Raw genomic sequence first — 12282 nt, 5'->3', positions numbered from 1 at the left:
ATTTTAAAAAGAAATAATATTATCTAAACAACCAAAGCTTTAATATTTGCTTGAAGATCTGGCGCTATTTTTTGCCAACTTCTGGCAACATTAAAGTTCATATTGATTTTAGCGATCTCTAGTAATGAGTCATCAATTGAATAAGTCTTTTCCTCTCGCAACCAAATGAGAATGTCTGCCAAATGCCAAATTGAAGGTGTTCCCTCATAAACTGGCAAAGGAGATTTGGATTGATCTTTGACAAGGAGGTTTCTGATGTTTTGACGAGAACATCCAAGGATTTTTGCTGCATCCGTCAAACCGACAAAATCTGGTGTTGCTTCAATTAAATTCGCTTGGGGAATTACATTTTTTACATCAGTAATAGCACTAGAAACAGCCGCATAAGCTGACGAAGCTTCGCGAATGAAATCGAGTGCTATGTATCCTTTCGCTCCAATTCCAATTAAGGCATCATCACACCCATTTTCATATAGTTGCTCAACATACTCGTTAGGGTCAACATGTGAATTTTGAAGATTAAACTTTAAAGTGAATTCATACTCGCTCATTACTCATTCCTCTTCTACGCAAAAATCATCTGCGTTGTTATGCTTTGTACAGTTATCTACAACTCGACGAATTTGCTTCGCATGATTACTAGCATTTTTGGGAGTGCTCCAAATACTCGTTATACAAAAAATTCCACACCTACATTCTTTGTCATTGTAAGGACAATAGATCTTGCCCCAAGCATGAGCGCCACCAACATCAACGCGCCATCCATTTTGTTCGGCATATCTCAAGGCTGCCTCAATTTCTGACTTTGAGTGAGATCGTCTTGTCATAAAAACTTTTATTTGTACAGGCTACCCCCTAAGCAGGTAGTTGTCAAGTGACAACTAGGTTTAGAAATTAAAGCTGGCAAAGTGAATAGTAACGTACCGATCTCTAAACCAACTGCGATCGCTTATCTTCTAAGTAGCTAGCGATCGCTTGATAAATTGTCGTAAAAATTAGCAGAATAACTTGAATTGCGATTAAAGATATTTCTGTAGACTAATGGGCAGTTAAATGGCAATTTTATCAGTTTGAGATGTAGAAGCTTTATGAAGCATATGGCTTACTTCCTGAGGTAAATATGGAGGATTTCTCAAGTGAATGACTGCATGACAATTCGGGCAAACAGGGAGCAAATCGGAGATTGGATCTACTGTGTAATTTTCACCAATCTCACTTATTGGCTTGAGGTGATGTACATGAATAAGATTTTCAGCTATAGCTCCGTAAACATCACTGAGTTTCACATGACATACTTGGCAGATATAACCGTAATGTGACAAGCAAGCGTATCGTGCGTTTTTATCTCTTTCATATTTATTTACTATAATTTTTTGTGCAGTACCTTCCTGATATACAACTCCGCTAGGTAGCTCTTCTGGTAATTGAGCTTCATGAAGTACTAGCTTATAAGTTTTTAGAGAGGATATTCGTTTTGGTATGTTGATTCTTTTAGCAACAGAGATTTCAGGGATATTCAGATCATCCTCGTTATTAAAAATGACATAACCCGATTTATCCCAGAGAGCACAAGGATAATTTTGAACTAAACCGTAGAAATTCCCCCAATCACTATAGCGAGATTGAACAACATTTAATCCAAATTCCTTACTTAATTCATCTGCTTTTTTGCGATTCATAGTTGATTGAAAGCTTAATTAAACGTCTATGAAATTACTTGTCTATATCTCACAATAAAGAGAGAGCGATCGCCCTCTCTTTATTGCTTAGTATGTAGGTTAGAAACTATTTAACAAAAAATAGTAGCGTACCGATCGCTAAAAAGATGATTGACAAAACCAAACCCCAAAAGGCAGGATGACTGGAAACTTTGTTGCCATTTTTGGTAGATAGAAGTTCTAAATCCATCCAAGACGCAACACCGCGACGGAACCAACCTTTTGCTGTGGTTTCTGTTCCGATCAAGCCTTCTACACGCTTCATGCCAAAGAAGAAATTCCCCAAAGGGCCCCAACGCGAAGCATAGAGCAGATACATCATGCCAGTTTTGTCCTGTAACTTCAGATCAGAACCAAACACATAACCCGCATCACCACGACCAATCAGAGTTCCTTCCAATTGCACAGGTTGACCGCGCAAAGGGCTAGCGTAGGCATCAGACATGAGGGTAATCACATCATTCGTAGGCGCATTCTTGGAACTTGGAAACATGACCGATCGCTTAAAGATCATCACCGCTCCAAGTAACAATAGAGGAATTGCCACAAATGCTCTCAGCCCGCCAATACTTGTGTATGTAGCAGCACCGATCGCTAAACCAACTGCGATCGCAATAAACTCTGCTCCATAGAGCAAGACATCTTGATAGAACGTGCCATAAAGACGCTTTTTGTCGAGGCGTTTACCTTCGGCAACTACATGACCCATATCAAATTCCATCGCTAGTCCCAGTTGCTCAGCATAGTTACTGAGAGCACGGACTCGCTTACCCGTCAGCGGATGCGTCGAATTTAACTCCATCCACCATGCCCAAGGATTAAATAAATCCCAGAGAAATAGGCGACCAACTTTTTCTGGAGAAGAAGAAATTTGATAGGCAGTACCAGTAGAAGCAGCAGCTTTAGCATCGTAAATACCCAGAGCGCGAGTACCTTGCATCAAACGGCTTGGTTCTTTAGACTTCTCGGTTTCTTGGACAATGCCATAGGCAATTTTAACCAGAGCGCGAGATAGAGCATTAGGATTACCAGTCTGCTCTGCGGCAAAATGGTCAGCGAAATATTCTCTAGTGCGTGATAGGTAAAGCACCATATATGTACCAATGATGTAAAACGCATAGGCGATAAATGCAGTAACCATCGCTGCATTTTCAGCACGTTCATCATTAATTCTTTTACCGAGTTCACGGATAGTGACATAGAGCAAATAGGTAATCTGCACCAATGTCGAAGCCACAGTCATCACCGCAAAATCCCAATGGACAATATGACCCAGTTCATGGGCATAAACCGTAGCAGCTTCATCATCGTCAAGATACTTAAACAAACCCGCACTAACTACTAGACGAGCGCTATCTGGCAAAGCACCATAGGTAAAAGCAGTTGGATTATTATCATCAATAATGCCGAGGCGAGGCTGCTTCAGCTTCTTAAGACTACAGATGCGCTGAATCACACGAGCCGATTCAGGACTGAGTCGCTCGATTTCTGCGATTTCTACCCAGCGAGTGTGATAGAGCCAGCCTTGAGTCAAGTCCATGATCCAAGGCGACACAAAGAAAATAATCGCATTCACCACAATCGTGACTAGGACTGCAACGCCAAATCCAAGAATAGGGTTGGGACTATTGACGATAAAAATGGTGGCGGTAACTAGTGAAAATACGATCCCCACAAGTAAGGCGATTGTAACACTAGAGGCTAGCGCAAGGTTACCTGCGATTTTAGCTGTGGCAAGACTTGCGCCAACTTGAGCAGCCCGTCCTGCTTTTTGTGGAAGTTCTGATTCTGGTGTGGACATAAAATCCTCTATCAATTTTATTGAGACTTAGTTTGAGCCTTAGTTTGAGTATTAGTCCCGTATCATGATGTTTTTGTTGCAAGCCGCCCCAATCAACATCGACATAATTCAATACAAATTATGATATAGAGATCGCCATAATCATGATTTTACGTAAAGATTAAATTTCATCTGTCCGTAATAACAATTCTCAAAATGAGAATTGTTATTACGGACAGATGGGGATAACTTAAAAACTTCCGATCTTCAGACTATAATTTAATTTACAAAACAAGTAGGAATCAACATCTACGCAAGGACATCACAATTATGGGAATGACACTCACCGAAAAGATTTTGGCAAAAGCGTCGGGCAAAAATCACGTTAGCCCAGGCGAAAATATTTGGGTGAATGCTGACCTGCTAATGACCCATGATGTCTGCGGCCCTGGCACGATCGGCGTATTTAAGCGTGAATTTGGTCAAGATGCCAAGGTGTGGGACAAAGAAAAATTAGTATTGATCCCCGATCACTATATTTTTACCAAAGATACAAGAGCTAACCGCAATATTGATATTTTGAGAGAATTTGCCAAAGAGCAAGACATTAAGTATTTCTACGACATTACCGATCTTTCGGACTTTAAAGCGAATCCTGACTATAAAGGTGTTTGCCATATTGCCCTTGCGCAAGAAGGTCACACGCGACCAGGTGAAGTACTATTTGGCACTGATTCCCATACTTGTAATGCGGGAGCATTTGGACAATTTGCCACAGGCATCGGTAATACCGATGCTGCCTTTGTTTTGGGAACGGGCAAATTATTGCTAAAGGTTCCTGCCTCGATGAAGTTTGTATTTGATGGAGAAATGCCGCCTTATTTGTTGGCTAAGGATTTGATTTTGCAAGTAATTGGCGATATCGGCGTTAGTGGCGCAAATTATCGCGCTTTGCAGATTGAAGGCGAAGCGATCGCCAAAATGACGATGGAAGAGCGGATGACGATCTGCAATATGGCGATCGAGGCTGGCGGTAAAAATGCCGTAATTGCACCAGATCAGACGACTTTCGACTATGTGCGATCGCGCACCGCTAAGCCCTTTGAGTCGCTCTACGCCGATGCTGATGCTGAGTACTATTACGTCAAGCATTACGATGTCTCCAAATTAGAACCCGTAGTGGCAAAGCCTCACTCTCCTGACAATCGCGCTCTTGTTCGCGAAGTACAAGATGTGAAGATCGATCGCGTTTATATCGGCTCCTGTACTGGTGGTAAAACTGAAGACTTCTATCACGCCGCTCAATTGATCAAAGGTCAACAGGTCAAGGTTCCTACTTACCTTGTACCAGCAACACAGAAGGTTTACAATGATCTATTCAGCTTGAAGATTGATGGCTTGACACTTTCAGAAATCTTCTTGCAAGCAGGTTGCATTGAACCAGCTTCACCATCCTGTGCTGGCTGCTTGGGTGGGCCACAAGATACTTTTGGACGTGTCAATGAGGCAGAGGTTTGTGTCTCGACGACAAACCGTAATTTCCCTGGTCGGATGGGTAATAAGCAAGCGCAAATTTATCTTGCTTCACCCTATACGGCAGCGGCTTCTGCTTTGACAGGACATATCACCGATCCGCGTGATTTCATGTAATACCAATTCTCAACTAGATAGGATGGGCGGCGCTTCGCGCCGCCTATCCTATCCCTAAAATGTCAACGTCATTTTGACAACTGGTATAGTTTTTTGCCTTAAGCAATGAGTCGGCATTAAGAATGCGTTCAGGTAGTACAAGTATTAATAGTTTGGTCAAGACAAAAGTTATCGAATGCTATGGTTTCCAGGGATATGAAGTTATTCGTCAACCTCATACCCAGCAGCTACCATTTGATTTAAATGGGTATAGCCCAGATTTATTGGTGAAGATGTCGGAGAATCAAGGCTTTATCGTTGAGGTTCAAGATGTCGCTACAAATTTACCGATCGCCCATTATCGAGAGATTGCCAAAAATGTTGCTGAGCATAGTGGCTGGCGATTTTTGCTGATAACTGGAGAAGATGCAACGCCGATCGCTGAAGAAGATATTGAGGATCATAAACTTACGCGATCGCAAATCTTGCATCGCAAAGAACGGATCGCCAAATTAATCTCGATTGGAGAACATGAGGCTGCCTTTCTATCGCTTTGGATATTTGCCGAGATCTTGATGCGAAGACATGCAAGACATACATTAATTCCTATTGATCGCTTACCAACGATTTTGATGATCCATCATCTTCACGATCAATTAGGTATTTCTAATCATCAGTTTGAAACTGTGATCGCTTTAAACGAGATTAGAAATCGCGTCGCTCATGGATTTCCTGTGAAGTCGATAAATCTCAATGATGCGATCGAAAGACTCCTAAATTTAGTTGATGAATTTATCTCCATGCAAACATAACCGAGATTCGTAGGGGCAATTCATGAATTGCCCCTACGAATCTCGGTTAATGCGTAAGTCCTAATAAATAAAAGGGCGTGCTTTGCACGCCCTTTTATTTATGCGTTAGCTAGTCCTTGCTGACGTGCCACTGCATGGACTGCGGCAGCAACTGCATGGGAAACGCGGGGATCAAATACAGAAGGAATAATAAAATCAGGAGCAAGATCGCTACTGCTGACTAAAGAAGCGATCGCTTGAGCTGCCCCTAAATTCATTTGGGTAGTGATTTGGGTAACCCTTGCATCAAGTGCACCACGAAAAATCCCTGGAAACGCTAATACATTATTAATTTGGTTTGCATAGTCACTTCGACCTGTGGCGATTACTGCAACATCGTTTTCCACTAGTTCAGGCTGAATTTCGGGATTAGGATTTGCCATAGCAAAGACGATCGGTGCAGGAGCCATACTTCTGACCATCTCAGGCGTAAGTGCGCCCTTTACACTTAAACCGACAAACATATCAGCACCTTTGATCACCTCTGCGAGAGAACCAGAGCGATCGCTAGCAAATTCTAGTTTTTCAGCAGTGAGATCAGGGCGATCCTTGCTGATACAACCTCTAGAGTCACACATCTCGATTCGCTTCACACCTGCTTCACGCAGGAGACGAGCTACAGCGATACCTGAGGCTCCAGCTCCATTCATCACAATTCGCACTGTGTCGATAGGTTTGTTGACAACCTTGAGAGCGTTGAGTGTGGCAGCAACTACCACGATCGCTGTGCCATGTTGGTCATCATGATAAACAGGAATATCTAATTCGGCTTTGAGTCGTCTTTCAATTTCAAAGCAACGTGGGGCGCTAATATCCTCAAGGTTTATACCACCGAATGCAGGAGAAATGCGTTTTACGGTTTCCACGATTTCATCGACATCTTTAGTATTCAAACAAATTGGGAATGCATCTAGTCCCGCAAATTGTTTAAAGAGCATTGCTTTACCTTCCATGACAGGCATAGCAGCTTCAGGACCAATATCGCCTAGTCCCAATACAGCCGTACCATCGGTAACTACCGCGATCGTGTTGCATTTGATCGTGTAGTCATAAACTTTGCGCTTGTCTTCCGCGATCGCCATGCATACGCGCCCTACACCAGGGGTATAAACCATCGCGAGGTCATCTTGTCCTTTGACAGCAACTTTGGCTTCTAGATGAATTTTGCCACCTTTATGAATTTGGAAAGTGCGATCGTAAACATCAAGAACACGAATTTCGGGGACTGCCTTCACGACGGCAATCAATTTGTCCATATGCTCGGCGCTATAAGCATTTACCGTAATATCGCGCACTGAAATTTTGCGAGTCTGTTGGATGAGGTCAATCTGTCCGAGATTCCCTCCCGCTTCAGCTAGAACGCCAATGACTGAAGATAGCATTCCTGCGCGGTTGAGGAGTTGCACGCGGATGGTTAAGCTAAAGCTAGGATTAGGTGTTAGTTGTTGCATCGTGAAGAGTTATTAATTGCATAGAGTCAGGCAAAGCTCGACTCTATGCAATGTTACCTGATTGTTTGTTTGTGTTGCGTTACAAATCACACATCCATAAAGAAATTGGGGTTAAGCACCACTTTCTTTACGCTAAATATTTATCACCGCTCCCGTGATACCAAAACACAAAGTGGCACAGCCATTTTGTGTTTTTAAAACCCTTACAGGGTTTGGGTTTTAATTCACAGACGTGTTGTCACACTTTTGTGAATTAGTATGATGTAGCAGTGATAAATGTTTTAATTGAATAAATATTCGATCGCACAAACTCGGCACATACTCCAACGGGATATTTCACCAGTGAGGGCAGGGCGATCGCATCGAGGACATTTGGGCATTTGATGAGTTCTTAACTTCATTACATCTTGCCAACGTTGGAATGCTTCATTGGCAGTTTCAGGGGCTTTAGGAGTTTCTAATTTAATTTTAAGGTTTGGCTTCAGTTTACGATTAGTTACTAATTCATTCGCGATCGCAGGAGGTAAATAACTCGGATGATCTTCAGCGACAACCTTTTGTTCTTTTAAGGTTTGTTGTTGGGTAGCCCATTTTGCAGTCGAGAAATGAATATCGGCGATCGCTAAAGTCCCAGCACCGCCAAACAGCGCATTCACCTTCGCCAAAATCCTGACGCGCTCAAAGGTCAGAGCCTGCGACCAAACTGAATTCGATACAGCGACCTGTAGAGCTTTTTGATACACCCCAATTGGGCAAGTTTGTTTTGCCACCGACTCACCGACAATCTCCGCCCATTTTTCGACAATCAGTAAATATTGACAGCGTTGCTGCCAACTAGTACGCGACTGAATGCCGTTCAAAATATTTGGTAATCCTGTTAAGGACATTGTCGTAAACCAAACATAACTTTGCTTAAGATTAGCATTTTTATGGCTGTCTCCATTTAAGTCACATCGCAAAGCGCAGTAACTCGAACTAATAAATTTTTATAATTAGAATTACCAGCAAGAAGTGTCATCACCTGTTTATACCAATTCACAAAAGTGTTGCTACACTTTCGTGAATTGGTATAAACCAAACCCTGTAAAGGTTTTAAAAACACAAAATGGCTACGCCTTTTTGTGTTTTGGTATTATTTGTTTTCAGATGTACCTCCTTTAATTTCCAGATTGGGAAGAAAAAAACTAGAAATCTGATTCACTCTGCTTTCCAAGGGCAGGGTTATGGCAGGATAAATTTTAGACTGGAAATCACCTTATTTTCTGAAAACAGCGATAATATTTACAGTTGATTTTGAGTGAGAATTTTCTATGTTTGGAAGTTTATTTCAATCCCGATCGCCAAATCAAGATCGTATTCCTAAAGGACAAAGGCTAACCAATGGCTTCCCCATCATGACCTATGGAGATACTCCCCAAATCAAGCGTCAAGATTGGCAATTTCGCGTATGGGGATTAGCGACAGAGAAAACATTCTCATGGGATGACTTCATGTCAATGCCGCAAACAGAATTTACAATTGACTTTCATTGTGTAACCACATGGTCAAAGCTCGATGTGAAATGGAAGGGTGTCAAGGTTACGGATTTCTTAAAATATATTGAAGTCGATCCTCAAGCTGTACATTTAATGGAACATTGCTATGGTGGATATACGACAAATATTGCCATGGAAGATTTTGCGAGAGAAGAGAATTTCTTCGCCCATACGCTTTTTGATGAGCCTTTGCCGATTGATAATGGTGGTCCCATGCGACTAGTAGTTCCCCATCTATATGCTTGGAAAAGCGCTAAATGGCTAAATGGGCTTGAGTTCCTCGACAAAATGCAACTCGGTTTCTGGGAACGGAATGGCTACCACCATCGTGGAGAACCATTTGCTGAAGAAAGATATAGTTCGCTTTAATTTATAAAAAATGAGAGTTGCGTCGCAACTCTCATTTTTTTATGACTAGTGATCACGATCGCAAATTTTAATGCAAACAGTCACGAAACCTAAAAGGCTCATATCACGTCATATCTTGGAGGAAAACCTGATACTAAGTACGGTTATATGGAAGTGAGGAGCAAGGCAATGTCAGTATTTCATTTTGGTAGATTTGTTATTAAGTTCTACTTTGGTTCGATTGCTGTTTTAGTTTTGGCAAATGCTCTCTCTACACTCTAGCCTCCTCATGACTATGACTATCTTTGATCTCCAAGCTTTTTCCTTTAAGTTTTTTGTGAGCGCGATCGCTGTTTTAAGCCTAGCGAATGCTGCCTATAGCTTCTAAAGTTTCTCCAGAAAATGTCCCAGCATCTTATCTGCTTTTGAGATAGGGTGCTTTTTTGACGTTAGTAATCGCCAAGATTATTGATGGCAGCAAACGCGATCGCATAGTTCATCAAGGTTTGCTTTGGCATAATCTACTGTGACTTGATACATATATTTTTAGCCTAATCCTATGTTAAAGGACAGATTCAGTCTGGGACTTATAATACTGTGGCAGATTATTTTCTGGATTTGCTAAATGCTGAACTGGTAACTTCAGCTTATTGGCAAGATCTCCGATTGTCGGTACTTGGAACAGAGCAATAGCAGGTATGGCTTTTCCGATAATTGTTCGCGATCGCGCTACCCAAGATATCAGGCGACATGCAAATTGTATTTTAGCTTTGGAGAATTGTTGGCGATTTAGCCAATTTTATTTTTAGCTGCTCGTGATGGATATCTGTTATTTTCGATGAGTACTTGTCGCTCTAAAGTACGATCTTCATCATTAAAATCAAGAATTCTTGCTGTGACTTCGCCGATGTCTGTAGTTGAACGAATTATCGCTCCATCTAGTTGAAAATGTTCTCTCCATAAATCTCTGCGAGGATTAAAGAATCTAACAAGTTCTCCATTTTGCCAATTAATTGAGCCTAGATCCGTTCCTTTTTGTAAGTTACAAAATAGGCAAGCATAGCAAAGATTTTCGGCTGTCGAGTCACCGCCATGTTTCACACTAATGATGTGGTCAACTTGGCAAGATGGCGTATTTTCTTCTGCAATCAGGCAATATTCACATGAATAATCTGCACGTTGTGCAACTAAGCGCCGCAACTCAGTCCTAATGTAAGATCGAGGCATTTTCTTTAATTCCAGTGTCGATATACTTGTAGGCTTTAGCTTTAGCGAGTCTGAGGATATGTTCTAATACTAAATATTTCTCTAATTCTCTTTTATCTTCTTTTGTAAGTTCATTGTTTTTAGCACTGTGAACTAAATCTTCTAAACGTTCTTGTGCGGCTTCAGAAAGATGGAAGTCGATTACTCTCTGGGGCGTTGTGCCAGATGCAATGAAGTCAACAATTTCATCGTAAACTTTGATTGTTTTAGTGGCTGTGTTCATAGCTATTTTTTTGATTGTGAGTGTTTGTGCTTTTTTCTTTTTATTAGTTGTCGGGATTGTTTTCTTGTAGCAATCTGATTATATCATCAGGATTTTTGGCAATCATTTGTTGTAATGTTTCAGAACTCATACCTGTAGAAATTTGCGATCGCAATATCGTTAGAGAAGACATTACAGTTTGGGTATTGGGATGATATTGTCCTAGCTTTTGCTTGAGACTTGCTAAGGATCGCAGATAGAGAGGTTTGGCTTCAATGTACTTCCCTAGCGATTCGTAAAGTCCTACTAGACTAAAGATTGAGTGCTTTAGCTAAGCAGAGATGAGTTGCAATTGAGCAAAAATTGGTAATTCAAAGATATTTTGGGTTTGTAGTCGTCTAGAAAAGAATAGGATTTCTAGGTTTTCAATGTTGCCATTTACAGGATTGAGTCTGGCAATAATTTCATCACCAATTTCTTCGGATTCTTGCTCTGCATAGGGTATGCATTGATCGATGTAGAGAATGTCGCCGATTTTGTCGTAGCGGATTGTCATGTTGGATTTCATTGGGAATTACCTCCAGTGATTTTGCGGGCTGTGTAGGCTGTGATAATCCAATGACGTTCAGTTAGATCATCGGTTACGGTAACAGCAATTAAATATCGCCCTGTCCGAATTGTATCAAACCATTTAGAAAACATTAGGGCTGAAGGATCGAAGCTACTTGGACGGACTTGATCGGGATTGTCAAGGGTTGCTGCTAGTTCACTAAGGTAATTGGGAAGGGTTTGCGGATGATTTTGGTTAATGTGCTGTTCGCGCTCTTCGGTAAGCTCAACATTAGCGTTTAGGTAGGGACATAGGAAAAAGCGACTCATAGGATAGAAGGTTTCATATTTAGCAAGAATTCTATAGAAAAACTAGGTTTATTGGCAGTACGGATTTTCTGGAGCCAAGCAAGTGCATTTTGCATTGTCGGATGTTCTATATCAAGTTTTTGTTTGTAAATTTGGATGGCGCGTTGGATGAATTGTAGAGCTTCAGGACAACGTTGTGTATGATAGAGTTGAGCTAAGTTGAATAAGCTGTCAGCGACATTAGGATGTTCTAATCCTAGTTGGAATTCCCTAATTTTGAGTGATCGCAGCAAGAGGGATTCAGCTTTACCGTACTTCCTTTGCAAACAATAAAGTGATCCGAGATTGTTGAGAACAGGAGCAACATAGATATGATCTGCTCCTAGTTCCTGTTCGGAGATTTCGAGCGATCTTAGATAGCGAGTCTCGGCTTCGTCATACTTTCCTTGTACTCGGTAAAGTTCTGCTAGATTATTGAGACTGTTGGCAACATAGAGATTGTTTTCCCCTAGCTGCCTTTCCCTGATTTCAAGTGATCGTAGATAGTGAGATTCAGCTGGGAGCATCTCAGTTTGGCACTGAGTAATTATACTCACAAGAATCAAGCATATCATTGAGATAAGCACAGCGATGCTTCAAAACTT

General features: G+C 41.4%; 15 protein-coding genes. 3 read left to right on the top strand and 12 right to left on the bottom strand.

The genetic code is table 11. From position 1 onward, the window contains the following. Positions 1-23 precede the first annotated feature (23 nt). From CQ839_RS16095 to CQ839_RS16080, 4 genes are all read right to left on the bottom strand, one after another. A complete protein-coding gene (locus CQ839_RS16095; protein ID WP_103669314.1) occupies positions 24-551 on the bottom strand; it encodes an AlpA family transcriptional regulator in 528 nt (175 codons plus the stop codon). Positions 552-554: 3 nt separating this feature from the next. Next, positions 555-827: a hypothetical protein gene (locus tag CQ839_RS16090; RefSeq protein WP_103669313.1), complete on the bottom strand. Its 273-nt coding sequence runs from the start codon at positions 825-827 to the stop codon at positions 555-557. A 222-nt stretch (positions 828-1049) separates the two neighbouring features. After that, entirely contained in the window at positions 1050-1679 is a 630-nt protein-coding gene (locus CQ839_RS16085) for an HNH endonuclease (RefSeq protein ID WP_103669312.1), read from the bottom strand. Between the two features lie 106 nt (positions 1680-1785). Further along, on the bottom strand, positions 1786-3519 hold the full coding sequence (locus CQ839_RS16080; protein WP_103669311.1) for a zinc metalloprotease HtpX: 1734 nt from the start codon (positions 3517-3519) through the stop codon (positions 1786-1788). A 309-nt stretch (positions 3520-3828) separates the two neighbouring features. On the opposite strand from CQ839_RS16080, the gene CQ839_RS16075 reads away from it, so the two are divergent. Both CQ839_RS16075 and CQ839_RS16070 read left to right on the top strand, forming a co-directional pair. Further along, the gene (locus CQ839_RS16075) at positions 3829-5148 is read left to right on the top strand and encodes a 3-isopropylmalate dehydratase large subunit (protein ID WP_103669310.1); all 1320 of its coding nucleotides are present in this window, start codon (positions 3829-3831) and stop codon (positions 5146-5148) included. A 122-nt stretch (positions 5149-5270) separates the two neighbouring features. Then, positions 5271-5939 (top strand): hypothetical protein, encoded by a 669-nt coding sequence (locus CQ839_RS16070; RefSeq protein WP_103669309.1) that lies wholly within the window; start codon positions 5271-5273, stop codon positions 5937-5939. Positions 5940-6037: 98 nt separating this feature from the next. On the opposite strand, the gene CQ839_RS16065 is transcribed toward CQ839_RS16070, so the two are convergent. Continuing rightward, positions 6038-7429: an NAD-dependent malic enzyme gene (locus CQ839_RS16065; protein ID WP_103669308.1), complete on the bottom strand. Its 1392-nt coding sequence runs from the start codon at positions 7427-7429 to the stop codon at positions 6038-6040. 281 nt (positions 7430-7710) lie between these two features. Beyond that, positions 7711-8316, bottom strand: coding sequence for a DciA family protein (locus tag CQ839_RS16060; RefSeq protein WP_103669307.1), 606 nt, complete (start codon positions 8314-8316; stop codon positions 7711-7713). A gap of 423 nt (positions 8317-8739) precedes the next feature. On the opposite strand from CQ839_RS16060, the gene CQ839_RS16055 reads away from it, so the two are divergent. Further along, complete coding sequence (locus CQ839_RS16055; RefSeq protein WP_103669306.1) at positions 8740-9333, top strand: sulfite oxidase-like oxidoreductase; 594 nt, start codon at positions 8740-8742, stop codon at positions 9331-9333. Positions 9334-10101: 768 nt separating this feature from the next. On the opposite strand, the gene CQ839_RS16050 is transcribed toward CQ839_RS16055, so the two are convergent. The 6 genes from CQ839_RS16050 to CQ839_RS16030 all read right to left on the bottom strand — a co-directional run bounded on the left by CQ839_RS16050 (position 10102) and on the right by CQ839_RS16030 (position 12204). Beyond that, positions 10102-10539 carry an HNH endonuclease gene (locus CQ839_RS16050; RefSeq protein ID WP_103669305.1) on the bottom strand — a complete coding sequence of 146 codons (438 nt, stop codon included), beginning with the start codon at positions 10537-10539 and terminating at the stop codon, positions 10102-10104. Continuing rightward, entirely contained in the window at positions 10520-10801 is a 282-nt protein-coding gene (locus tag CQ839_RS16045; RefSeq protein WP_103669304.1) for a hypothetical protein, read from the bottom strand. Before CQ839_RS16045 ends, CQ839_RS16050 begins: the two co-directional genes overlap by 20 nt. Before the next feature lie 43 nt (positions 10802-10844). Further along, positions 10845-10973, bottom strand: coding sequence for a hypothetical protein (locus tag CQ839_RS25740; RefSeq protein ID WP_258040759.1), 129 nt, complete (start codon positions 10971-10973; stop codon positions 10845-10847). A 138-nt stretch (positions 10974-11111) separates the two neighbouring features. Beyond that, positions 11112-11348 (bottom strand): DUF2283 domain-containing protein, encoded by a 237-nt coding sequence (locus tag CQ839_RS16040; RefSeq protein WP_103669303.1) that lies wholly within the window; start codon positions 11346-11348, stop codon positions 11112-11114. Beyond that, the gene (locus tag CQ839_RS16035) at positions 11345-11659 is read right to left on the bottom strand and encodes a hypothetical protein (RefSeq protein WP_103669302.1); all 315 of its coding nucleotides are present in this window, start codon (positions 11657-11659) and stop codon (positions 11345-11347) included. The genes CQ839_RS16040 and CQ839_RS16035 overlap by 4 nt, the downstream gene beginning before the upstream one ends. Further along, entirely contained in the window at positions 11656-12204 is a 549-nt protein-coding gene (locus CQ839_RS16030) for a tetratricopeptide repeat protein (RefSeq protein WP_181016221.1), read from the bottom strand. The genes CQ839_RS16035 and CQ839_RS16030 overlap by 4 nt, the downstream gene beginning before the upstream one ends. Positions 12205-12282 lie beyond the last annotated feature (78 nt).

This window comes from Pseudanabaena sp. BC1403, assembly GCF_002914585.1.
GTDB lineage: Bacteria > Cyanobacteriota > Cyanobacteriia > Pseudanabaenales > Pseudanabaenaceae > Pseudanabaena.
This window is presented reverse-complemented; position numbering and strand designations above follow the sequence as displayed.